Annotated in this window: 13 protein-coding genes and 2 pseudogenes; 10 read left to right on the top strand and 5 right to left on the bottom strand. The window is 66.2% G+C overall.

What is annotated here, in order from left to right:
• Positions 1-75: 75 nt before the first annotated feature.
• The 10 genes and pseudogenes from ASD86_RS17450 to ASD86_RS17500 all read left to right on the top strand — a co-directional run bounded on the left by ASD86_RS17450 (position 76) and on the right by ASD86_RS17500 (position 16,843).
• Complete coding sequence (locus ASD86_RS17450) at positions 76-2,940, top strand: pitrilysin family protein (protein ID WP_056113443.1); 2,865 nt, start codon at positions 76-78, stop codon at positions 2,938-2,940.
• Between the two features lie 832 nt (positions 2,941-3,772).
• Positions 3,773-4,096: pseudogene (locus tag ASD86_RS17460) on the top strand (DUF4156 domain-containing protein); the annotation flags it as partial.
• A gap of 252 nt (positions 4,097-4,348) precedes the next feature.
• Complete coding sequence (locus ASD86_RS17465) at positions 4,349-5,371, top strand: 3-oxoacyl-ACP synthase III (RefSeq protein ID WP_036107633.1); 1,023 nt, start codon at positions 4,349-4,351, stop codon at positions 5,369-5,371.
• Between the two features lie 461 nt (positions 5,372-5,832).
• On the top strand, positions 5,833-6,078 hold the full coding sequence (locus ASD86_RS17470; protein ID WP_036107635.1) for a hypothetical protein: 246 nt from the start codon (positions 5,833-5,835) through the stop codon (positions 6,076-6,078).
• Between the two features lie 257 nt (positions 6,079-6,335).
• Positions 6,336-6,962, top strand: coding sequence for a DUF2170 family protein (locus ASD86_RS17475; RefSeq protein WP_056113448.1), 627 nt, complete (start codon positions 6,336-6,338; stop codon positions 6,960-6,962).
• A 1-nt stretch (position 6,963) separates the two neighbouring features.
• Positions 6,964-7,674, top strand: a complete 711-nt coding sequence (locus tag ASD86_RS17480) for a PspA/IM30 family protein (protein ID WP_056113450.1) — start codon at positions 6,964-6,966, stop codon at positions 7,672-7,674.
• Between the two features lie 55 nt (positions 7,675-7,729).
• Positions 7,730-8,485: a hypothetical protein gene (locus tag ASD86_RS17485; RefSeq protein ID WP_056113454.1), complete on the top strand. Its 756-nt coding sequence runs from the start codon at positions 7,730-7,732 to the stop codon at positions 8,483-8,485.
• 76 nt (positions 8,486-8,561) lie between these two features.
• A complete protein-coding gene (locus tag ASD86_RS17490; protein ID WP_056113459.1) occupies positions 8,562-10,637 on the top strand; it encodes a flotillin family protein in 2,076 nt (691 codons plus the stop codon).
• A 109-nt stretch (positions 10,638-10,746) separates the two neighbouring features.
• Positions 10,747-16,122: a DNA repair ATPase gene (locus tag ASD86_RS17495; RefSeq protein ID WP_082578455.1), complete on the top strand. Its 5,376-nt coding sequence runs from the start codon at positions 10,747-10,749 to the stop codon at positions 16,120-16,122.
• 13 nt (positions 16,123-16,135) lie between these two features.
• Positions 16,136-16,843, top strand: coding sequence for a phospholipase D-like domain-containing protein (locus ASD86_RS17500; protein WP_056113463.1), 708 nt, complete (start codon positions 16,136-16,138; stop codon positions 16,841-16,843).
• Positions 16,844-17,137: 294 nt separating this feature from the next.
• Here the strand turns inward: ASD86_RS17500 and ASD86_RS17505 are convergent, their stop codons facing one another.
• The 5 genes and pseudogenes from ASD86_RS17505 to ASD86_RS17525 all read right to left on the bottom strand — a co-directional run.
• Positions 17,138-18,349, bottom strand: coding sequence for a CoA transferase (locus ASD86_RS17505; protein WP_056113465.1), 1,212 nt, complete (start codon positions 18,347-18,349; stop codon positions 17,138-17,140).
• A 133-nt stretch (positions 18,350-18,482) separates the two neighbouring features.
• The gene (locus ASD86_RS17510) at positions 18,483-20,354 is read right to left on the bottom strand and encodes a beta-L-arabinofuranosidase domain-containing protein (protein WP_056113467.1); all 1,872 of its coding nucleotides are present in this window, start codon (positions 20,352-20,354) and stop codon (positions 18,483-18,485) included.
• 29 nt (positions 20,355-20,383) lie between these two features.
• Positions 20,384-22,576, bottom strand: coding sequence for a formylglycine-generating enzyme family protein (locus ASD86_RS17515; protein ID WP_082578456.1), 2,193 nt, complete (start codon positions 22,574-22,576; stop codon positions 20,384-20,386).
• A 44-nt stretch (positions 22,577-22,620) separates the two neighbouring features.
• Positions 22,621-23,523, bottom strand: a complete 903-nt coding sequence (locus ASD86_RS17520) for a ribokinase (protein WP_056113470.1) — start codon at positions 23,521-23,523, stop codon at positions 22,621-22,623.
• Positions 23,520-24,004, bottom strand: a pseudogene (locus ASD86_RS17525) (hypothetical protein); the annotation flags it as partial. The pseudogene ASD86_RS17525 and the gene ASD86_RS17520, both read right to left, overlap by 4 nt.

Here is a 24,004-nt window from a genome sequence, read left to right on the forward strand (position 1 = left end):
TGCCGGCGGCACCCCGCCCGCCTAGGATGGGGGCCTTGGTCCGCCCGCGGACGTTTGCTTTTCCAAGGAGTTTCCATGCCCTCGTCCCGCCCGCTGTCCCTTCGTCCGCGCACCGGCGCGCTCGCCCTGGCGCTGGGCCTCGCCCTGGCCGGCGGCGTCGCCGCGCCCGCGCTGGCCGCGTCCAAGGCCGAGGTCTCGATCCCGTACCAGGAGTTCACCCTGCCCAACGGCCTGCGCGTGATCGTGCACACCGACCGCAAGGCGCCGATCGTCGCGGTCAATGTCTGGTATCACGTCGGCAGCAAGAACGAGCAGCCCGGGCGCACCGGCTTTGCGCATCTGTTCGAACACCTGATGTTCCAGGGTTCGGAAAACTACAAGGGCGAGTTCTTCACCCCGTTCGAACTGGTCGGCGTGACCGACCAGAACGGCACGACCAACGTCGACCGCACCAATTATTTCCAGAACGTGCCGACCACCGCGCTCGACATGGCGCTGTGGATGGAATCCGACCGCATGGGCCACCTGCTCGGCGCGATCGACCAGAAGACCCTCGACGAACAGCGCGGCGTGGTCCAGAACGAAAAGCGCCAGGGCGAAAACCAGCCCTACGGCCGCCGCATCAGCGCCAAACTCTACGAAGCGTTGTACCCGGCCGATCATCCCTACAGCTGGCAGACCATCGGCTCGATGGCCGACCTCGACGCGGCCTCGCTCGACGACGTGAAGACCTGGTTCCGCAGCTGGTACGGCCCGAACAACGCGGTGCTGGTGCTGGCCGGCGACATCGATCTCGCTACCGCCAAGCAAAAGGCGCTGCGCTACTTCGGCGACATCCCGGCCAGCGCGACCCTGGCCGACATGGCCACGCGCATTCCCAAGCGCGAGCGCGACACCGAGGAAGTCATTCCCGACCGCGTGCCGCAGGCGCGCATCTACCGCGCCTGGCCGGTCGCCCAGTTCGGCGCCGCCGACGGCATCGACCTGCAATTGTTCGCGCAGGTGCTCGGCGGCAGCGCGGCCTCGCGCCTGGACGCGCGGCTGGTGCACAAGGACCGCCTCGCCGACGGCGCGAGCGTGTCGATCAACGACGCCGAGATCAGCGGCACCCTGGTGATCATGGCCACGGTCAAGCAGGGCGTGGACCCGGCCAAGGTGCGCGCGGCGATCGACGAGGAGGTCAAGCGATTGATCGCGGACGGTCCGACTGCCGCAGAACTCGAACAGGCCAAGACCTCGACCCGCGCCGAATTCGTCCGCGGCATCGAACGCATCGGCGGCTTCGGCGGCAAGTCCGACGTGCTCGCGCGCTGCGCGGTGCTGCTCGGCAAGCCCGATTGCTATCGCGACGAGCTCAAGGAACTGGATAAGGCCAGCATCGCCAGCGTGCAGGCGGCCGGGCGCACGTGGCTCGGCGTGGGTTCGCACACCCTGCTGGTGCAGCCCGGCGACAAGCCGGCCTCGTCGATCCCGGAAACCGTGCGCGCCGCGCCGGCGACCAAACCGGCGGCGATCCCGGCCGCCGATCCGCGCTTCAAGACGGTCGCTTCCGATCTCGATCGCAGCACCGGCGTGCCGACCACCGCAAGCTTCCCCGAACTGCATTTCCCCACGCCGCAGACCGCGCGCCTGAGCAACGGCATGCAGGTGGTGCTGGTCGAACGCCACGAAACCCCGGTGGTGCAGTTGTCGATGGAATTCCCCGGCGGTTTCAGCGCCGACCAGGGCCGCAAGCTCGGCACCGCCAACTTCGCCATGGCCATGCTCGACGAAGGCGCGGGCGAGTACGGCGCGCTGCAATTGTCCGGACGCAAGGAGGCGCTGGGCGCCGAGCTGGGCAGCAATGCCAGCCTCGACACCGCCAGCGTGTCGCTGTCGGCGTTGACCGACAAGCTCGATCCTTCGCTCGACCTGCTCGCCGACGTGGTCCTGCGTCCGCGTTTCGACGCCGCCGAGATCGAGCGCGTGCGCGCGCAGTGGCTGGCCGGGATCAAGCAGGAAAAGGCGCGTCCGCAGACCGCTGCATTACGCGTGTTGCCGCCGCTGCTGTACGGCGCCGATCACCCGTACGCGATTCCGTTTACCGGCACCGGCACCGAGGCCTCGATCGCCTCGCTCACGCGCGAGGATCTGGTCGCGTTCCACAGCGACTGGCTGCAACCCGACCGGGTGCGGGTGATCGTGGCCGGCGACACCACGCTCAAGCAGATCGTGCCGCTGCTCGAACGCCGCTTCGGCGACTGGAAGGCCAAGGCCGGCGCGCCGGCCTTGCCAGACCTCGCCCAGGTCGCGCGGCCGAAGGCGCCGCGGGTGTTCCTGGTCGACCAGCCCGGCGCGATCCAGTCCAACATCTATGTCGGCGAACTGATCGCGCCGACCGGCGACGCGGGCACGATCGATTTCGACTTCGCCAACGGCGTGCTGGGCGGCGAATTCAGCTCGCGCCTCAACATGAACCTGCGCGAGGACAAGCACTGGGCCTACGGTTCCTACAGCGGCGCCGGCAACGCCAAGGGCCAGCGCCCGTGGATCGCCCAGGCCGCGGTGCAGTCGGACAAGACGGTCGAATCGCTCGGCGAACTCAAGCGCGAGATCGGCGCCTTCGCCAGCGGCGCCACGCCGGTGACCGCGGCCGAAGTCGCCAAGGTCCGCGCCGCCAACACCTTGAGCCTGCCCGGCGCTTACGAAACCAACAGCGCGGTGATGCTGCAGGTCAGTTCCGACCAGCGTTACGGCCGCCCGGCCGACTACATCCTGCAGTACAAGGCGCGCAACGACGCCATGACCCCGGCGCTGACCCAGGCCGCGGCCAAGGCGCTGGATCCGGATGCGTTGACCTGGGTGGTGGTCGGCGACCTGTCCAAGATCGAGCAGCCGATCCGCGACTTGAAGATCGGCCAGGTGCAGGTGATCGACAACGACGGCAAGCCGGTGCGGTGAGGGTGGCTGTGCGATCGCGGGGTGGATTGGTCGCGGTCGTTGTGTCGCGGTGGCTATGAAGTGAAGTGAGTGAGTTGCATGCAGCGGGCCGCATCGTCGATGCGGCCCGTTGTGTTTTGTGGCGTTGTCGCGCACGCATCGACAATTCTCCGGGCCGTCATTCCCCCGAAGGCGGGCTCTGCTGTACTGCGGCGATGCCGAACATCCAGAGACTTCAGCGTAATTTCTCCAGGCCGTGATTCCCGCGAAGGCGGGCTCCGCTTTATTTCGGCGGAGCCGAACATTCAGAGCCTTCAGTGCCATCTCGCCAGAACGTCATTCCCGCGAAGGCGGGAATCCAGAGACTTCAGCGCCATCTCGCCAGAACGTCATTCCCGCGAAGGCGGGAATCCAGAGCCTTCAGCGTCATCTCTCCAGGTCGTCATTCCCGCGAACGCGGGAATCCAGTGACTTCAGGCGTTCTCGCACGAAAGGCACTGGATTCCCGCCTTCGCGGGAATGACGGTAGGGAAGTACGTTAGACGTGGAAGTACGTTGCTTCGGATGGCTTGCGTAACTGGCAGCGATAGAACGCTACGCTCTTCCCGAATCCCGAATCCCGAATCCCGAATCCCGAATCCCGAATCCCGAATCCCGAATCCCAATTCCCAATTCCCAATTCCCAATTCCCAATTCCCAATTCCCAACGCCAACGCCAACGCCAACGCCAACGCCAACGCCAACGCCAACGCCAACTCCAACTCCAACTCCAACTCCAACTCCCAAACATTCCTACCCCACTCAGCCGATTCCAGCGACAATGCGCCCGGTCCAATCCCTACCCGAGGTCCTCATGCGCACACCGGCACTGCTGTCCCTGTCAGCCATCGTTCTGGCGTTGAGCGCGTCGGCCTGCACCTGGGTCAACATGGCGCCGGGCGCGCAGGCGGTGCGGGTGTTGTCCGCGGGCGCGGCGCCGGGCTGTGAGAAGCGCGGCGAAGTCGTGGTGTCGGTCAAGCACAACGTCGCCTTCTACGAGCGCAACGCGCTGCGCGTGCGCGAGGAATTGGAAACCCTGGCCCGCAACGAGGCCCCCGGCCTGCAGGCCGATACCATCCAGCCGCTGGCCGATCCGTCGCAGGGTTCGCAGCGTTTCGCCGCCTACCGTTGTGGCCCCGGCGCGGCCCCGGCTGCGCAAAAACCGGCTTCCGGCGCCGCCCAGACCTACCCGGTGGGTGGCTGAGCGGGTTTCCAAACGGCCGCGTACGGGTTTTTTGAGTGCCGGTAACGCCTGTAATCGATTGTTTGGCAAGGATTTTAGGCCGCCAATGGCGGCCGGCACCCCGGTCGCGGTGTGACCGGAGCTAATGCGCGGGGGGCGGGAAGACGCTACGCTGTCGCACTTTTCTGCCCCAAGGGTTTAACGCCCATGCTGTTCCAACATGTCGCCATCGCCGGCCTCGCTCATGTCGATGCGCCGCGAAAGCTGACGTCCGATGAGATCAACGCCCGGCTCAAGCCGACGCTCGATCGCCTCGGCATCAAAGTGGATGTACTGCAGGACGTCGCCGGTGTGCGCGAACGCCGTCTTTGGGATGGCGATATGAAGCCTTCCGACGCCGCCACCCTGGCCGGCGTCAAGGCGCTGGCCGACGCCGGTATCGACGCCGACCGCATCGGTCTGCTGGTCAACACCTCGGTCAGCCGCGACTACCTGGAACCGTCCACGGCCAGCATCGTCTCGGGCAATCTGCGCCTGGGCGAGAACTGCCAGAACTTCGACGTCGCCAATGCCTGCCTGGCCTTCATCAATGGCATGGACATCGCCGGCCGCATGATCGAGCGCGGCGAGATCGACTACGCCCTGATCGTCGACGGCGAAACCGCCAACCTCGCCTACGAGAAGACCCTCGAACGCCTGAGCCACGCCGAAGTCACCGAAGCGCAGCTGCGCGACGAGATGGCGACCCTGACCCTGGGTTGCGGCGCGGCGGCGATGGTGCTGGCGCGTTCGGAGCTGGTGCCCGGCGCGCCGAAGTACCGCGGCGGCGTGACCCGTTCGGCGACCGAGTGGAACCATCTGTGCGTGGGCGATCTGCACCACGACCGCATGGTGGCCGACGGCCGCATGCTGATGATCGAAGGCCTCAAGCTCGGCCACAAGACCTTTGCCGCGGCCAAGGCCGCGCTGGGCTGGGCGGTCGAGGAACTCGACGAGTTCGTGATCCATCAGGTCAGCCGCGCCCACACCCAGGCCTTCCTCAAGGCCTTCGGCATCGACCCGAAGAAGGTCATGACCATCTTCGGCGAGCACGGCAACATCGGTCCGGCCTCGGTGCCGATCGTGCTGAGCAAGCTGCGCGAAATGGGCCGCCTGAAGAAGGGCAGCCGCGTCGCCCTGCTGGGCATCGGCTCGGGCCTGAACTGCTCGATGGCGGAAGTGGTCTGGTAACAAGGTCCGCGCGATCCGCGCGGCGTTGATGCCGCCGCGGCGAACGGCGATCGAAACAACGACGGGCCCGGTGCGAAAGCATCGGGCCTGTTTGTTTTTGCGGATCTAAGTGTTCGGACGCAGGCGCATGCGCGCGCTGATCGAACGGGTTCGTTCGTCTGCACAGCTGCGCTGTTTCGGTGCGGCGGTTTCAGCCAGCGACGCCTTTCGATAAGCGCCGTTGGCACTTATGCCGTGGAGGATCGCGACGATCGCAGCGCAAAGCGTCAGGGCGCAAGCCGCATCCACGGCTGACCGCGGTGCTCAGGCGTCGCGCGGCAAGCGCGGCGGCCGGAAACCATGGGCGCATCGTCGCGATACGTGCACGCGCTCACGCTTGCTATAGTCGAGGTCTACCGCGCGCGCGTCGCCATCGCCGCCGCGCCAAGGACCGATTCCTCACCCGCAACGGAGTTGCCGACATGGCCCAGCCCAAGAGCCACCTCGAGATCGCCCTGGCCTCGATCCCGGTGTTCACCAACGACGGCACGCTCGACGTCGCCGAACTGCAGAAACTGCTCGACCTCGCCCTGCGCGACAAACTGGTCGACGAAGACGAAAAGCGCGTGCTCGGCAACATCTTCAAGCAGGCCGAACTCGGCGAGCTCGATGCCGAAGTGAAGCGGCGCATCGACGAAGCGCGCAAGCTGCACGACATCCCGGCCTGATGCGTGGCCGGCGGCCTTCGCGGTCGCCGGTCGGGTTCGTCGTGGTCGAAGTGGCGCGGTCGCGGCTTGCGCAGCTCCTGCAGGTAGCCCATGTAGGAGCGGCGCAAGNGACACCGACGCCAGCCTCGTCCCCTCGTCTCCCCAAGCCCTTGAATTCATTGACCCACCCACTGCATTCCGTGGCCGGCATCACCGTTCGTCGGCTCTTACATGTCATGTATTGCCAATGTCACATGTGATGAACTAACGTGACCGCCATGGAACGCCGATCCTCCGCCTATTACCAGCGCCGCCATCGCGAACGTCTTCGCGACAAGGGCCTGGTCAAGAAAGAGCTGTGGGTGCTGCCCGAGTTCGCGGACGAACTGCTGGTGGTGGAGAAGCGGATGCGGCAGCCGCGCGGTGCGGCGCCGGGGCGTGGACGCGTGGAGAGGGCGATGAGCGACGGAAAGGTATGGACGGCCGAAGGGCTGTTCGACGCATTGGCGCAGGCCGACGAATTCGTCTACGGCGAATCGCATATCGAGCTGATCGACGGCGCGCAGGCCAGCCTGCATCTGGTGATGGGCGACTACGGCGACCTGCCGCTGTTCCTGGCCGTGGTCGGCGACCAGATCGTGGTCGAGGCGCTGCTGTGGCCGGTCTCGCATGTGCGCGACCCGGCCGCGTTCAACGAAGAAGTGCTGCGCACCCACAAGGTGATCTTCCCGTTGTCGACCATCGGTATCGAGACCCTGGCCGACGGCGAGTCGGTGTACATGATGTTCGGATCGCTCAGCGCCGCGTCCTCGCTGTCGAACGTGCTGTACGAGATCGAGACCCTGGCCGACAACGTGATCAAGGCCACCGAAGCCTACGAGCAGCAGCTGCTGGAGGCGGCCTGACATGCCCAAGTCCGATGGCGGCAATATCTGGAGCAAGTTACTCGGCTCGTTGCGCGAGGGCGCGCACGAGCTCGGCGAAGACTGGGTCGACAGCCGCGCGCTGCGCATCCTCGATCAGGAAATCCGCGACTGCGACGTAGAACTGCGTCAGTCGCGCGAATCGCTCGCGCACCTGCTCGCCCGCCACACCCTGGCCGAGCGCGCGCTGAGCGAATCGGGCGAGAAGATCGCCGAATACGAAACCTACGCGATCAAGGCGCTGGCCTCGGGCGAGGAAGCGCTGGCGCGCGAAGTCGCCGACAAGATCGTGCAGCTCGAATCGGGGCGCGGCGACGACGAACGCCACCTGCAGCAGCTCGCCGCCAGCGTGGCCGAACTGCGCAAGACCGTGGCGATGGCCGAAGGCAACATCCGTCGGTTGAAACAACAGCTCGACACGGTCAAGGCGACCGAGAGCGTGCAGCGCGCGCAGGCCGCGGTCGCTCAGCGCTATGTCGGGCCGCACAACAAGATGCCGACCGCGATCGACTCGCTGGCGCGGATCAAGCAAAAACAAGCCGAGCGCGGCGCGCGGGTGGAAGCGGCCGAGCAACTGGCGCGCAGCGATCGCGGCGATGCGCTGGAACGCAAACTGCGCGACGCCGGGATCATGGCCGACGTCGCCGGCAGCGATGCGGTACTGACGCGATTGCGACAAAAATTGCCGGATTGACCGGCGCGATGGCGGTGCCGCCCGGACGGCGGCGAGCGGGGAAGGGAGGGGTGCGATGATCGAATTTCTGCAGATCGTGTTTGCGTTTCCGACGGCGTTCTACACCGTGCTGCTGGGCGTGGTGATCGGTTACTGGCTGTTGTCGGCGCTGGGACTGGTCGGCATGGACGCGGCCGACGGTTTGTTCGGCGGCGGTCATGGCCACGGCCATTTCGGCGGCGACGGCCACGGGCTCGGACATGGCCACGGGCACGGTGGTCTGGGGCATGGCCACGGCCATGCGCTCGGCGATGTCGCCCACGGCCAGGGCCACGGCGACGCCGCGCATCATCATCAAAGCGTGTTCGATCCGCTGATGCGGCTGGGCTTGGGCGGCATCCCGGTGACGGTGGTGCTCAGCACCCTGATCGCCAGCGGCTGGGCGCTGAGCTTCTTCGCCGACCTGCTGCTGTTGCGCCTGCTGCCCGAAGGGCCGCTGCGCACCGTCGCCAGCGTCGGCGTGATCATCGTCGCCTTCATCGTTTCCATTCCGGTCGCCGCGCTCGCCTTGCGTCCGGTGCGCAAGCTGCTGCGCAAGATGCAGCCCGAGCCGCCGCGCCCGTTGCTGGGCCAGACCGCGACCGTGCGCAGCCCGGTCAACCGGGTCACCGGCACCGCCGCGCTCGAAGACGGCGGCGCCGGCCTGATCCTGCAGATCCGCGACGACAAGGGGCCGGGTTATCAACGCGGCGACCGGGTCGTGCTGATCGAATACATCGCCGAACAAAACGCTTACCGGGTGGTGAGCGAAGACGAATTTCGCGGCGCCTGAGCCGTATCCGCAACCGTAGTTCCGACGCCGCTCAGGTCGACGCGTCCGCAACGTTGAGTCATAGGGAGATGCAACAATGAGCTTGCCTTCGAGTGCTTTTACGATCCTCACCCTGGTCGGGTTGGGCGTCCTGATCGTGTTCGTCCTGCTGATGATGTTCAAGGCGTTCTACATCAAGGTCCCGCAGGGCACCGCGCTCATCGTCAACGACATGTCGTCCACGCCCAAGGTGCATTTCACCGGCGCGCTGGTGTACCCGGTGATCTACAAGAAGGAGTTCATGAAGATCTCCTTGATCACCCTGGAAGTCGACCGGCGGGCCAAGGACGGATTGATCTGCAAGGACAACATGCGCGCCGACATCACCGTCGCGTTCTACCTGCGGGTCAACGAAACCCAGCAGGACGTGCTCAAGGTCGCCAAGGCGATCGGCGTGGACCGCGCCTCCGACCGCACCGCGGTCAATGAATTGTTCAACGCCAAGTTCTCCGAGGCGCTCAAGACCGTCGGCAAGCAGATCGACTTCGTCAAGCTGTTCGAGAACCGCCAGGAATTCCGCGACCGTATCATCGAAGTGATCGGCAACGACCTCAACGGCTACATCCTCGAGGACGTCGCGATCGATTACCTCGAGCAGACGCCCAAGTCCTCGCTGGATCCGACCAACATCCTCGACGCCGAAGGCATCCGCAAGATCACCGAGCTGACCGCGGCGCAGAACGTGATCACCAACGAGCTGGAGCGCAACGAGCAGCTGGCGATCACCAAGAAGAACGTCGAGACCCGCGAAGCCATGCTCGCGCTCGAACGCCAGCAGGCCGACGCCGAGGCGCGGCAGAAGCGCGAGATCCAGACCATCCAGGCGCGCGAACAGGCCGAGACCGCCAAGGTCCAGGAAGAAGAGCGGCTCAAGTCGGAGAACGCGCGCATCTCGGTGCAGGAGCAGCTCGATATCCGCGAGGAGAACCGTCAGCGCGAAGTCGAAGTGGCGCAGCAGAACCGCCAGCGCGCGGTGGTGATCGAAGTCGAGAAGGTCACCCGCGCCAAGGATCTGGAAATCGTCGCGCGCGAACGCGAGGTCGAGCTCAACCGGATCGAGAAGGAAAAGGCGCTGGAGGAACAGCGCAAGGAAATCGCCAACGTGATCCGCGACCGGATCGCGGTCGAGAAGACCGTGGCCCAGGAAGAAGAGCGGATCAAGGAAGTGCGTCAGGTCTCCGAGGCCGATCGCGCCAAGCAGGTCCTGGTGCTGCACGCGCAGGCCAAGGCCGAGGAAGAGATGGTGCGCCAGGTCAAGCAGGCCGAGGCCGACGAGACCTCGTCCAAGCACAAGGCGGTGGAGATCACCACCTTGGCGCAGGCCGAGCTGGAATCGGCCGGCAAGCAGTCCGAAGCCAAGAAGAAGATGGCCGAAGGCATCGAGGCCGAGCGCGCGGCGCCGGGCCTGGCCGATGCGCGGGTGCGCGAGATCACCGCCGCGGCGATCGAGAAGGAAGGCATGGCCAAGGCCCGCGTGGTCGCCGAGACCATGGGCGCGGAAGCCAAGGGCGAGCAGGAAAAGGGCATGGCCCAGGCGCGGGTGATGGAAGCGCAGGCCGACGCCAAGCAAAAGCTCGGCTTGTCCGACGCCAAGGTGCTGGAAGAAAACCTGTTCGCGCAGGCGCGCGGCGAAGAGCAGCTGGGTTCGGCCAAGGCCAAGGCCAATCGCGACCTGGGCATGTCGGAAGCCGACGTGCTGCTGCAGAAGCTCAAGTCCGAAGCCGAGGGTCTGTCGCAGAAGTTCGGCGCGCTCGATTCGCTCAGCGACCAGTCGCGCGCGCATGAAGAATTCCGCATGCAGCTGGAGAAGAACTTCGAGCAGGCCATCGCCGGCATCGACGCCAACAAGGAAGTGGCGAAGGAGCAGGCCGACGTGCTGGCCGCCGCGCTCAGCAAGGCCAACATCGACATCGTCGGCGGCGAAGGCGCGTTCTTCGATTCCTTCGCCAAGGCGCTGTCGGTCGGCAAGGCGATCGAAGGCGTGGCCGGCAAGAGCCCGATCGTGCAGGACGTGCTGCAGCGTCTGCTCAACAAGGGCGACGACAAGAGCGTCGCCAAGATCGAAGGCAAGGTCGACGGCAAGCCCGCCGGCGAGACCGCGCTGGATTCCTGAGCGCGCGCCTGACCCAGGGAATGCGCCGCCGCTCGCGGCGGCGCATCGGATTGACGTCCGCGACGCAAGCGTTTCGCGCCGCGGGCAGGACCGGTAGGACGAACCACTGATGGCCGATACCAAGCCGACCGCTTCCGCGAGCAACACCGCCGCGGGCGACATTTCCAACGACAGCGCGAAGGCGGCCGCCCATGCGGCGGTCGATCAGGCGGTCGCCCAGGGCGGCGCGTACGAGGTGCTGAGCAAGCGACTGAGCGAACAGGGTCTGCGCTTGCGCGGCATCGCCCAGGGCTTGAACCAGCAGCGCCTGAGCGAGTTCGGCAGCAGCCAGATGGAAGTGGTCGGGCGGTTTCGCATCCGCACCGAGAACAACTGCGTCGCGCGCGACATCGTCCAGGTCGGCGATCTGTTGCTGTTCGGCTACAACGTGTTCATGGGGCTCAAGAAAGAGACCGTCGTCGCCGACGTGTTCTCGCTGTACAAACTGGTGCAGGGGCCGGAAGGCTACGACGTCACCCCGGTCGAGCTCAAGGGCAGCTTCCTCGGCATCGACAGTTTCGCTCAGGATTTCCGCGAGCTGTACGCGTACTACAAGCACACCCGCCTGATCCAGCTGATCGTGCGCGACGGCAAGCTGCTGGCCGCGTTCCAGATCGGCGAGCGAATCACCGACCTGCGCGTGTTCCGCTGGTCGGTCTCGCCCAACGGCGAAGTGCGCTACATCGACAACCGCGGCGAGCGCGACATCGCGCTGCCGGCGCCGTTCGATTTCGAATGGACCCGCGCGACCCGCGAGATGGTGGTCAACGGCCGCCATCCGCATCTGAACATTCTCGACAGCGTGTTCGTCGAGACCGTCAACGGCGATCTCACCATCAAGGTCGAGAACAACACCGAGGACGGCAAGGGCATCTACCGCGAACCGGTCGACGACAAGACCCAGTCGCTGGACGACGCCCAGGTCGATTTCGCCAAGGTCGGCAGCCTGATCCTGCTCAAGATCCTGCCCTACCGCGAGGAGCAGTGGCGCTACCTCGTGTTCAACACCCTGACCCGTAAGGTGCTGCGCCAGGACGCGATCGGCCTGGCCTGCATCCAGTTGCCCGAAGACCACGGCATCATCTTCCCGGGCGGCTATTACCTGCAGAACGGCGAGCACAAGAGCTTCGACCAGTCGATGGACGGCATGCGCTACAAGCGCAGCATCCGCTCCCCGAACGGCGAGGACGTGCTGTACCTGTTCTACGAGCCCGAACAGGGCCGCACCGCGATGTTCACCTACAACATGATCGAACGACGGCTGCAGACGCCGATCTTCGGTCACGGCTATGCGCGCCTGGAAGACGGGCGCATGGTGATCTTCGCCACCGAAAGCGACGAGCCGACCCGCGTGCATCCGATGCAGGTCTGGCAGACGCCGTACTACAGCGACGAATACGCGGCCAAGCAGCCGGCCGGCAACAGCTTCATGGGCAAGATCGGCAACGCCGAGCTGGTCCGCGGCGTGTCCGAACTGATGAGCCTGTCGCGCGAGATCGAGGCCACCGAGGTTTCGGCCAAGCGTTACGGCCTGCTTGCGCAGAACACCCGGCGTCTGTTCGACGCGCACCACTGGCTGTCGGATCCGAACTGCGGCGAGACCGCGCCGTTGTTGCGCGAGATCGCCGCGACCGCCGAGTCGGTGCTGGACGAATACGAAAAAGTCGAAGGCATCCGCAATCAGTCCGACCGGGCGATGCGCGAGGCGCAGAGCAAGCAGAAAGCCCTGCTCGACAGCCTGCAGCCGGAGAACTGGGAGAAGGTCCAGGAGTTCGTCGACGCGCTCAACGGTCTGACCGCGCAGCGCGGGCATCTGCTGACGATCCGCGAATACCGCTACATCGATGTAGCCGCGATCGATGCGATGGAGCAGGCGCTGGTCGCCGAGCACGAACGCATCGGTGCCGCGACCGGCGAGTTCCTGGCCGGCGACAAGGCGCTCGCGCCGCTGGCCGAACGTCTGGCCGCGCTCGATGCGCAGGCGCAGCAGGCGACCACGGTCGCGCAGCTGGTCGAGCCGCTGGAGCAGATGCGCGCGATGTCCGGCGACCTGGACATGCTGTCGGCGCTGATGGCCACGCTCAAGGTCGACGATGCGACCCAGCGCACCCGCATCGTCGAGGCGATCTCGGAAATCTATTCCAAGCTCAATCAGGCCAAGGCGCGCGCCGATCAGCGCCGTAAGGGTTTGGGTTCGGCCGAATCGGTGGCGCAGTTCGGCGCGCAGTTCAGCCTGTTCGGGCAGAGTATCGCCAGCGCGTTGTCGTTGGCCCAGGACCCGGAAAAAGCCGACGAGCAATTGTCGCGGCTGATGGTGCAACTGGAGGAACTGGAAAGCCAGTTCGGCGAACACGAGGCGTTTCTCGGCGACATCCTGACCAAGCGCGAGGAGTTGCTGGAAACCTTCGAGGCGCACAAGCAGACCTTGATGGACGACCGCCAGCGCAAGGCGCAGGCGGTGATGGACGCGGCCACGCGCATTCTCGATGGCCTGGGCCGGCGCACCGCGCGCTTCGCCAGCGCCGACGAACTCAACGCTTTCTTCGCCGGCGATGCGCTGATCCTCAAGCTGCGCGAACTGGCCGAGCGCCTGCGCGCGCTCAAGGACAGCGTCAAGGCCGACGACGTCGAAGCGCGCATGAAAGGCGCGCGCGATCAGGCCGTGCGCGCGCTGCGTGACCGCAGCGAGCTGTTCGAGGAAGGCGGCAACGTCATCAAGCTCGGCCCGCGTCACCGTTTCAGCGTCAACACCCAGGAGCTCGACCTGACCCTGCTGCCGCGCGGCGACGTGTTGAATCTGCATCTGACCGGCACCGATTTCTTCGAGCCCTTGAACAACCCCGATCTGGACGCCGCGCGCGCCTACTGGGGCGTGTCGATGGATTCCGAATCGCCGCAGCTGTATCGCGGCGAGTACCTGGCCGGGCTGGTGATCGAAGCCGCGGCCGGCAATAGTGAAGGCCTGAGCCTGGACCTGTTGCATCAGCAGCTCGCGCAACCCGAGGTGCTGGGCCGCACGGTCCGCGACTTCGCCGCGCCGCGTTATCGCGAAGGCTATGAGAAGGGCATCCACGATCACGACGCGACCTTGATCCTGCAGGCGCTGCTGCCGCTGCGCGCGAGCGCGGGCCGGCTGGCGTTCGAACCGGCAGCTCGTGCGTGGGCCGCGTTGTACTGGTCGCAGGTTGCCCAGCACGACCCGCAGAAGCAGTGGCCGGAACGCGCGCGCACCTCGGCCGATATCCAGCGCCTGTTCGGCAGCGCCTCGGGCCTGGATGCGCTGCGCGGCGAAATCGCCGAGGCGATGAGCGCCTACGCGCAGCAGCAGACGCTGGCGATCGATCCGGCCTTGACCCCGCGCGCCGCCGAGTACCTGGTGCAGGAGTTGTCCGACGAGCGCCCGCAATTCGTGTTCAGCAAATACGCGCAGCAACTGCTGCAGGCGCTGCGCGAGAAATTGAGCGCGGCGCGGATGTGGGACGGTTTCGCCGCGGCGCTGGACGGCCTCGGCGATCGCATCGCGGCGCGCTGGGCGCTGGCGATGAACTGGATCGAAGCGTTGGCGCGCGCGCCGGAACTGGCGCCGCTGGCCGGTTACGCCGCCGAAGCGGCGACCTTGTTGCTGCTCGATCAGCGTTTCCCGAAGAAGATCACCGAGACCGATCTGAGCGCATCGGTGCAGGGTTTGCTGGGCGAGCATCCGCGGGTGAAGGACGGCCGCATGACCCTGGCGATCGACGACTGGTCGGCGCGCCTGCGTCATCACCGCGAAAGCTTCGTGCCCGGCTTCCAGCGCTATCAGGCGCTACGCCAGGAGATCGTCGGGCGCGAACGCCATGCGCTGCGGCTGGACGAATTCAAGCCGCGCCCGCTGAGCTCGTTCGTGCGCAACAAGCTGATCAACGACGTGTACCTGTCGGTGATCGGCGACAACCTCGCCAAGCAGATGGGCACGGTCGGCGAGAGCAAGCGCAGCGACTTGATGGGCCTGCTGATGATGATCTCGCCGCCGGGTTACGGCAAAACCACGCTGATGGAGTACGTGGCGCACCGGCTCGGTCTGATCTTCATGAAGATCAACGGCCCCGCGCTGGGCCACGAAGTGCGTTCGCTCGATCCGGAGCAGGCGCCGGACGCGACCTCGCGCCAGGAACTGGAAAAGCTCAATCTCGCGTTGGAGATGGGCAACAACGTGATGCTATACGTCGACGACATCCAGCACACCCATCCCGAGTTCCTGCAGAAATTCATTTCGCTGTGTGACGGCACCCGCCGCATCGAAGGCGTGTGGAAGGGGCGCACCCGCACCTACGACATGCGTGGCAAGAAGTTCTGCGTGGTGATGGCCGGCAACCCGTACACCGAGTCCGGCGAGGTGTTCAAGATTCCGGACATGCTCGCCAACCGCGCCGACATCTACAACCTCGGCGACGTGCTCGGCGGCATGGAAGCCTCGTTCGTGCTGAGCTACATCGAAAACAGCCTGACCTCGAACCCGGTGCTGGCGCCGCTGGCCACCCGCGAAATGGCCGACCTGTACCGCTTCGTCGCCAAGGCCGAGGGCAAGCCGTTCTCCGCGAACGAACTCAGCCATGCCTACAGCGGTGCAGAGATCAACGAGATCGTCGCCACCCTGGAGCGCCTGATCCAGGTGCGCGAGGTGGTCTACAAGGTCAACCAGCAATACATCGCCAGCGCCGCGCAGGCCGAGACCTATCGCACCGAGCCGCCGTTCAAGCTGCAAGGCAGCTATCGCAACATGAACAAGCTGGCCGAAAAGATTTCGCCGGTGATGAACCAGGCCGAGCTGCAGCAGTTGATCGGCGATCACTATCAGGGCGAAGCGCAGTTGCTGACCTCGGGTGCCGAAGAGAACCTGCTCAAGCTCGCCGAACTGCGCGGCGTGCTGACGCCGGAACAGGCCGCGCGCTGGGCCCAGATCAAGCGCGATTTCCAACGCAACAAGGCCATGGGCGCGGGCGAAGCCGATGTCGGCGGGCGGGTGGTGGCGCAGCTCAACGATCTGGTCGAAAGCGTGCGCTCGCTGGATTCGTCCGCGAGCAAGGCGGCCGCGGCGCCCGTGCCCGTGGCGCCGGAGAATCCCGCGCCGTGGGTCGAAATCCTCGGCCTGCTCGAACGCGTCGCCGCGGCGCAGTCCGCGCCGCCGCCGCTCGCACCGGCCGCGCCCGCGCCCGATTACGACGCGTTGCTGGAGCAATTGGGTCCGTCCTTGCAGCACGCGCTCGACCCGCTGGTCGGTCGTCTGCACGACAGCGGCGAGCGCCAGACCCGGATCAACGAAGCGCTGGTGGAGATCTTCAGGCAACTGGGCGAACGCGACGTGCAGGACGCGCCGACCCGGGCGGAGATGACCGAACAACAGCGCGAGCTGCAGCGCGCGCTCAACGACTTCGCCGACCGGCTCAACGGCCGCGTGCAACGCTAAGGAAGGCAACGCCATGGATTTCGCACGACTCGACCAGACCCTGCGCGAGAGCATCGCCGACTACACGCTCGACAACGAGGAAAAGTTCGAACTGCGCGAGCTCGGCGGCAGCGTCGGCGCCGACCGGGTGCGCTACCTGCGCAATCGCGCCTTCGACATGACTCGCGAATTGATGCTGGCCGAGCCGCCGCGCACGCTGGATGCCTTGCGCTGGCTGGAGCAGGTGGTCAAGACCCTGGACATCGTCGCCGCCGCGCCGGCGGTGGTGTCGAGCGCCTATTTCGCCCCGGGCGACGCCTGCCTGCGCAAGTTGCGCGAGCTGTGCCGCGGCGCCAAGCGCAGCGTCGATATCTGCGTGTATACGATTTCCGACGATCGCCTGACCGAGGAGATCCTGGCCTGCCACAAGCGTGGCATCACGGTGCGGCTGATCAGCGACAACGACAAGAAATTCGACGAGGGCAGCGACGTGCTACGGCTGCGCGAACTCGGCGTGCCGGTGCGGATCGACGACAGCCCCTTCCACATGCACCACAAGTTTTCGTTGTTCGACGGTCGGGTATTGGCCAACGGCAGCTTCAACTGGACCCGCAGCGCGACCACCAGCAACGAGGAGAACCTGGTGGTGACCGACGATGCGAATCTGGTGCGGTGCTTCGTGGGGCAGTTCGAGGAGTTGTGGGAGAAATTTTCGCCGGGGATGGGCGCGGCGCGGTATTGAGCGCGCGACTCTCGTCGCCCTAGTCCCCGCCTTCGCGGAGATGACGTTTTTGGGGATTCCATTCGCTAGGCTGTCGGTAGCTACGGAAGTGCGCCATTACATGCACAGTCCGCGTAACTTTCATAACCGTCATTCCCGCGAACACGGGAATCCAGCGACTTTCGTGCAGGTCCCGTCAAAGGCACTGGATTCCCGCGTTCGCGGGAATGACGGTTGTGAGGGCGCTAAGACCGTTAGCGAAGTGAGTCGAACGTACCCCAGTTCAATGCGGCGGCGCAGCGAAACTAAAAAAACTCACCCCCGCCGCTTACGCCCCACCGCCCCCGTCTCCCCCAACTCCGCCTTCACCGCCTGCGTATCCTGCCCCAGCATCGGCGCCGCGAACGCGGCCGGGCCGGGGGTGCGGCCGAACTTGATCGACTGGGCGACGCCGCGGTAGCGACCGACCTGCGGGTGGTCGATCGCATCGACGATGCCTTCGGCCAACACCTGCGGGTGATCGAACATGTCCTCGATCCGGCGCGCGGCCGCGCACGGCACCTCGTCGCCGAAGATCGCCTCCCACTCCATCGCGCTGCGCGCGGCGAGCGCCTGCTGCAGGCGCGGCACGATCTCGGCTACCGCCTGCGCGCGCTTGCGCACGCTGTCGTAGCGCGGGTCGTCGGCCAGTTCCTGCAGGCCGGTCTTCTCGCACAGCGCTTTCCAGAAACGCGCGGTGTTGGCCGAGATGTAGATATAGCCGTCGCGGGTCGGATGAATGCCGGTGACGCCGCCCGAGCGCATGTCGCGGCCGATGTCCAAGCCTTCGCCGTCGGCCCAGATCATCCGCGCCGATTGCATGGTCAGTGCGCTGCGCAGCAGCGACACGCCGACGAACTGACCCAATCCGCTGCGTTCGCGTTCGAACAGCGCCGAGGACACGCCGGCGGCGAGCAGCGCGGCCGCGTAGTAGTCGACCACCGAGCCGTAGATGATTTCCGGCGGCCCGCCGCGGCGGCCCTGCAGATTGCACATGCCGGTCATGGTCTGCAGCACCTGGTCGTAACCGGCCTTGTCCTTCATCGGCCCGGTTTCGCCGTAGCCGGTGACCGCGCAATAGATCAGCCGCGGATTGATCAACTGCAGTTGTTCGAAATCGATGCCCAGGCGCTTGGGCACGCTCGGGCGGAAGTTATGCACCAGCACGTCGGCCTCGCGCACCAGCCGCAGCAGCACCGCGTGATCGTCGGCGCGCTTGAGGTCGAGCACGATGCCGCGTTTGCTGCGATTGACCCCGAGAAACGCACGGCTTTCGCTGGCGAGGGTCGAGGGATACTGACGCAGATTGTCGCCGTCGGGCGGCTCGATCTTGATCACGTCCGCGCCCTGGTCGGCAAGCAGGCTGCAACCGTAGGGCCCGGCGATGTAAGCGCTCAGATCGAGGACCCGCACGCCGGCCAGAGGGCCGGACGCCGCGACGGGCGCAGCGGTGCGATCTGCGATCGGATCGATGGAAGTGGGGGTCATGCCGTGCTGTCCGGACGATGCGTGAGGCTCGACCCACTCTGCGCCGGGGCCGGGCCGATAAAAAGGCGAGTTAGGTATGTTCTGCGAGCACAAATTATTACTTGGGCGTTCCCGCACCCTGTGCACGCACCGTTCACCGCGGCGCTACCGGCGGCAACGACAGCCAGGTCAGCCGCCACGCGCCGTCGACGCGGCCGCCGGCGCAGTAATACGGCTGAAACACCAGCGGCTCGCGATAGCCCGGGTCCAGTTCGATCCGCGGGGTCGGGTGCTGCGCGTCGGCGGCGTGCCAGTGCAGCCACTGCGACGTCGGCGCGGCCGGTGGCTTGAGCGTTTCCTCGATCTTGAAACCGTCGATCAGGCCGGTCGCATACACCAGCGGGCCGCAGGTCACGGCCAAGTATTCGTTGTGCAGCACTTCCTGCGCGACCGGGCTGCCGTCGGGCGCGCGCGATTCCTGCACGTTGCGATTGACCGCGGTGTGCAGGCGCGGGCTCATCGGGAAGTCGATGGCGATGCGGTCGCCATCGTTCCACTCGCGATCGAGCACGAGGTAATCGCCAAGTGCGATCGCGGCCGATACCGGTTCGCCGTTGATCGATACCGACGCGTCGTTCGCCCACGAAGGAACTCGAAGTTTCAGCGTGAATCGCGCCGCGCGCTGGGGACTCACATGCAAACCGATGTGGCCATCGAACGGATAAGCCGTGTCCTGCTCGATCCGCACCGTGCCCGCACGCGCCAGTTCGACCCGCGCCGTGCCCGGTCCGTAGAGATTGACCGCCAGCGCATCGTCGTCGCCGCGGGTGTAAGCGATGGCCGGCAACTCCTCGATCGCCATCGAGCCGCTGGATTTGCAGCAGCGCCAATAGGTCGTATGCACGCGCCGCCCGTTGGGAAACACGTAGTAGCACCAGTCCTCGCCGTTGGGCGCCTGCGCGCCGAGCAGATCGTTGTAGGCCGAGCGTTCGACCTCCTCGGCGTAACACGCCTGGCCGGTGATGCTCAGCAGTTCGCGATTGAGCTGGATCCAGGCGAGGGTCGAACAGGTTTCGACATAGCCCTGCGGACTGAACACGCCGGCCGGATTGAACACTTCGCGCGAACGATGGGCGACGCCGCCCCACGGGCCGCCGCCTAAGCTCAGGTGATGATCGCGGATGCTGCGCCATAGCGACTCGACCGCGCGCAGATACTCGGCGCGACCGGTGGCGCGATGCAGTTTGGCCAAGCCAACGAGGTTCCATGCGAGTTGATAGGCCTTGCCGGTGGCGATCTGCGCCGCGTCCACGCCGGCCAGTGCGCGCGTGAGCAGGGCGAGGTCGGGATTGGCGTCGGCCTGGCCGAGCACGGTCAACGCCAGATCGAGAAACGCAGGCTCGCCAGTGGCGAAGTACAACTCGACCGCCGGGTCCAGCAGCACCGTGGCCGACATGCCGTGGTGATTGCCTAGTTCGGTGATGTCGATACCGCCGCGTGTCAGCGTGTCGAGGCATAGCGCACCGATCTTGCGCGCCGCGTCGAGGTAGCGCGGTTCGGGAAAGTGCTTGTGGATTTCCAGCAAGCCCAGGATCAGATAAGCGTGGGTCCAGATGTCCCAGGTGCGCACGCTCGGCGCGCCGTCCCAGGTGCCGGGCTTGGGCGCCTGCTTGCGCATGAAGCGGTGCTCGGGCGCGTAGGTGCCCATGTAACCGTCGGCTTCCTGATGCGCGACCAGGAAATTGGCGACCCGGCGCACGCGCGCCAGCAAGTCTTCGTCGCCGCTGGTCGCGGCGGCCTTGGCCGCCGCGACCAGCCACTTGCCGGCATGTTCGCCGTACCAGTCGCCTTCGACATTCTGCTGGCGATGGGCCGGTGCGAAGATCGCGATCGCCGGGCTGGTTTCGTCGACGATGAAATGCGACAGGCGGCCGCGGCGATTAGCCTCGAGTGCGTCGCCGAGCAGGCCGTCGAGACGGACCTCGACGCGCGCGGCTTTGGCGGTGTAGTCGCTTGTTGGATTCATGGCGTCGATTGAAGGCTCAGGTTCGCGGCTCATGCGCTCGCATCTACCACGCAGCGGAAACCGATGCAGCCCGAGCGGTCCTTGCTCGGCGCCATCAACAGATACTTGCCGTGCTGATCGAGCCGGTAGGCCTGCGGAAAATACCAGTGCGAGGTCTGCGGCTGGTACGAACTGCCGCCGCGCAGCACCGCGCCGCGGGTATGTTCGTCGTGGTATTCGTCGGTCCATTGCCAGACGTTGCCGACCAGATCGAGCACGCCGAACACGCTGGCGCCGGCCGGATGCGCGTCGACTTCGTCGGGGGCGCGCAGGCGACGGCCGCGATTCGGCGCGGGCACGGCGTCATCGCGCCAGTCGTTGCCCCACGGATAACGACGGCCGTCGCCGCCTTGCGCGGCGTACTGCCACTCCCATTCGCGCGGCAGGCGCTTGCCGGCCCAGTGCGCGTAGGCGCGGGCGTCTTCGATCGCAATCCAGGTCACCGGGCGATTCTCCCAACCCGGGCGCGGCGCGCCATCGACCCAATCGCGCAGATAATTGTGCGCATCGCGCGGCGCGTAACCGCTGGCCTGAACGAAGCGTTGGTACTGCGCGTTGGTGACCGGGGTGCGATCGATGAAGAAGCGCTGCATCGCCATGCGCTTGCGGTGATTGCGCCGCGCGCTGTCTTCCCACGGGTACTGCACGTCGACGCCTTCCCAGGTCTGGCCTTCGATTTCGATCCCGCCGACGACGAAGTCGAACTCGCCGGCCGGAATCTCGACCATGCCGTCGGGCGCGGTCGCGACCGGGGCCGTCGGCGCGATCGGGAGCAGGCGTTGCTGCAAGGATCGCCATTGCTTGGAATAGCGGTGCAACGGGATATCCGACAACTGCCGCATGCCATCGAGGAAGGTGCCCAGGCCGGCATGTTCGACACCCGGCGCCAACGCCAACAGTGCGCCGAAGCCGCGGCCTTCCATGGCGAATTCGAACACCGCCTGCTCGCCATCGATGCGCGGTTCCAGCGCGACGCCGTTCCAGGCATCGAAATAACGGGTGCCGGCTTCATGCGCGACCGCGATCTGTTCGCCGTCGATCTCGTACTCGTTGCGATTGACCAGATGCCACACGGTGGTGCCGGCGTGCGGGAAGCGGCTGGCGAACACGCCGGCCTGGCGGGTATGCACGTACGGCCGCCAGTCGGCGCTGGTCATGCACGCGGCGAACTCGCGTTCGATCGTGGCGATGCGGCGCAGGGTTTCGGCGTCGCGGTCGGTCAGCTGGTTCCACAGGCCCCAGATGTTTTCCCAGGCGTTGTAGCCCACGCCGTTGAAGAAGATGTATTGCAGGTCGTGGTTGCGGTCGCGGCCCCAGCGGTTTTCGTAGTTGATCATGTGGCGCGGTTCCAGCCACTTGAACTTGGCCACCGGCGGAATCAACTCGTTCGGCGCTTTCTTGCCCCAGCTCTGCACGTTCCAGATCAGCGCCTCCTCGGCGCTGATGGTGGATTCGGGTTGCAGCACCACCGGATGACCGAGCGCGTCGCAGGCATCGAAGAACGCGCGCGGCACGCCGTTGTAGGTGTCGCCGTTGACGCCGTCGGCGCCGACCGCCTTGACCAGTGTGGCTACTGCCTCCCAGTCCTTGCCCCCGCTGTCGCGGGTGCCGTGGTCCCAGGGCATGGTCGGCAGGAACACACGCACGCCGCGGCGATGGAAGTCCTCGATCGCGCCACGCAGGCCGTCGAGCCCGCCGGGCAGGTCGCCGGCCAGATCGAACTGATTGCGGTCGTCGACGCCGATGTTCGGGTACACATGCCAGATCAGCACGCTGTCGATGCCGCCGTAACGGCGTTCGAGATCGTCGAGATAACGGTCGACGGTGTAGCGCCCGGCAACCGGATCGTAGAAGTAGCGGTCCTCGGCCATCATCTGCGCGTGGACGAAATTGCGCTGCGCCCATTGCAGTTCGGGGCGGCGGTAATGCGCGTCGTCGTAGCCGATGCGGATCAGGTGTTCGCGGCGCCAGTCGATCAGCTCGGCGATCCAGTCGTCGAGGGTCGCGTCGACATCGACCTTCCAGTGCCCGATCTCGGCGAACGGCCAGCCCGGCGCCTTGCCCGGCAGCGGCAGATAGCGCTGGGTGGTGACATGCGAGAACTTGTATTCGGTGCGCACGGCGCGACGTTCGTCTTCGTTGGAAGCGTCATCGTCGGCGGCGGGTCGGTAGGGCTGGGTCATGGGGGCTTCGGTGGGGAGCGAGGCGGAGAATGGAGGGCCGGCGATCAGGGCGTTGCGGCGAGCAGTCGTTCGACTTCTTCGCGCGTCGGCACGCTGGTCTGCGCGCCCGCGCGCGTGCAGGCCAGGGCCGAAGCGGCGCTGGCGCGGCGCAGGGCCGCGGCGAAGTCGTCGCCCTGGGCGAGCGCCGCGACCAGTGTGCCGCAGAACGTGTCGCCGGCGGCGGTGGTGTCGAGCGGTTGAATCGGGAACGCGGCCTGGGTCAGAAAACGGCCGTCGACGCGCGCGCGGCAGCCGCGCGCGCCGAGCGTGACCACGACCTGGGCGGTGGGAATGCGCGCCAGCGCGGCGTCGATGTCGTCGGCGATGCCGCTGAGCGCGGCGAGTTCGCCTTCGTTGACGATCAACAGATCGACGCAGTCCAGCAGCGAGGCCGGCAGCGCGCGCGCGGGCGCGGCGTTGAGCACGACCGCGACCCCGGCCGCGCGTGCGCGGCGTGCCCAGGCTTCGATCGCGGGCAGCGGCGTTTCGAGTTGCAGCAACAGATGGCCGACGCCGTCGAGCGCGGGTAGATCGTCGTCGCGCAAGGCGGCGTTGGCACCGGGCGCGACGGTGATCGCGTTCTCGCCGTCGTCGGACACGCAGATGAAGGCGGTGCCGGTGGCGCGATCGGGGCAGCGGATCAGGTGCAGTTCGACCCCGGCCTCGCGCAGCGAAGCTTCGATCGGCGCGGCATGGGCGTCGTCGCCGAGCGCGAGCAGCATGCGCGTGGCCGCGCCGCCGGCGCGCGCGCAGGCAATCGCCTGGTTGGCGCCCTTGCCGCCGGGAAACGTCGCCAGTTCGCGGCCGAGCACGGTTTCGCCGGGCGCGGGCACGTGGCTGGCGCGGACGACGAAGTCGAGGTTGGCCGAGCCGGCGATCAAGACGGACAGGTTGTTCGATCCGCTCATTTCGTCGTGTCCGGGGTCGTGGTGTTGCGAGTGTCGTCTTTGCTTGTGTCTTCCATGGCTGCATCGACCAAGCGATAGAAGTCCTTGCTGATCCGCGGCAGATCCCGTGGCACGTCGCTGCGTGGCAGATGCTGCAGCAGGGCGATTGCGATCCATTGCTTCGCCGGATCGATCGCATAGGTGGTCGAGGCCGCGCCGGGCCAACCGAAGCGGCCGATCGAACCGGGCTGGCCGCGCTTGACCGGATCGATGACGACCGAGCCGCCGAAGCCGAAGCCTTCGCCAGGATTGAATTGATGCACGGGGGGATCGAGCATCGTGAGTTGGTTGTGCAGCATCAGGGCGACTGTTTCGGCTCGTAGGAGGCGCCGAGTGGGTTCGACGGTCGTCTCGGGTTCGCCGCGCTCTTTCCTACCGTCATTCCCGCGAAGGCGGGAATCCAGAGACTTTCGTGCAGCCACGCTAAAGTCTCTGGATTCCC

The organism is Lysobacter sp. Root690 (genome assembly GCF_001427785.1).
Taxonomy (GTDB): domain Bacteria; phylum Pseudomonadota; class Gammaproteobacteria; order Xanthomonadales; family Xanthomonadaceae; genus Lysobacter.

Coding starts and splice junctions, on each gene's coding strand:
- ASD86_RS17450 (WP_056113443.1), top strand. CDS start 76: ATGCCCTCGTCCCGCCCGCTGTCCCTTCGTCCGCGCACCGGCGCGCTC.
- ASD86_RS17465 (WP_036107633.1), top strand. CDS start 4,349: ATGCTGTTCCAACATGTCGCCATCGCCGGCCTCGCTCATGTCGATGCG.
- ASD86_RS17470 (WP_036107635.1), top strand. CDS start 5,833: ATGGCCCAGCCCAAGAGCCACCTCGAGATCGCCCTGGCCTCGATCCCG.
- ASD86_RS17475 (WP_056113448.1), top strand. CDS start 6,336: ATGGAACGCCGATCCTCCGCCTATTACCAGCGCCGCCATCGCGAACGT.
- ASD86_RS17480 (WP_056113450.1), top strand. CDS start 6,964: ATGCCCAAGTCCGATGGCGGCAATATCTGGAGCAAGTTACTCGGCTCG.
- ASD86_RS17485 (WP_056113454.1), top strand. CDS start 7,730: ATGATCGAATTTCTGCAGATCGTGTTTGCGTTTCCGACGGCGTTCTAC.
- ASD86_RS17490 (WP_056113459.1), top strand. CDS start 8,562: ATGAGCTTGCCTTCGAGTGCTTTTACGATCCTCACCCTGGTCGGGTTG.
- ASD86_RS17495 (WP_082578455.1), top strand. CDS start 10,747: ATGGCCGATACCAAGCCGACCGCTTCCGCGAGCAACACCGCCGCGGGC.
- ASD86_RS17500 (WP_056113463.1), top strand. CDS start 16,136: ATGGATTTCGCACGACTCGACCAGACCCTGCGCGAGAGCATCGCCGAC.
- ASD86_RS17505 (WP_056113465.1), bottom strand. CDS start 18,349: ATGACCCCCACTTCCATCGATCCGATCGCAGATCGCACCGCTGCGCCC.
- ASD86_RS17510 (WP_056113467.1), bottom strand. CDS start 20,354: ATGAATCCAACAAGCGACTACACCGCCAAAGCCGCGCGCGTCGAGGTC.
- ASD86_RS17515 (WP_082578456.1), bottom strand. CDS start 22,576: ATGACCCAGCCCTACCGACCCGCCGCCGACGATGACGCTTCCAACGAA.
- ASD86_RS17520 (WP_056113470.1), bottom strand. CDS start 23,523: ATGAGCGGATCGAACAACCTGTCCGTCTTGATCGCCGGCTCGGCCAAC.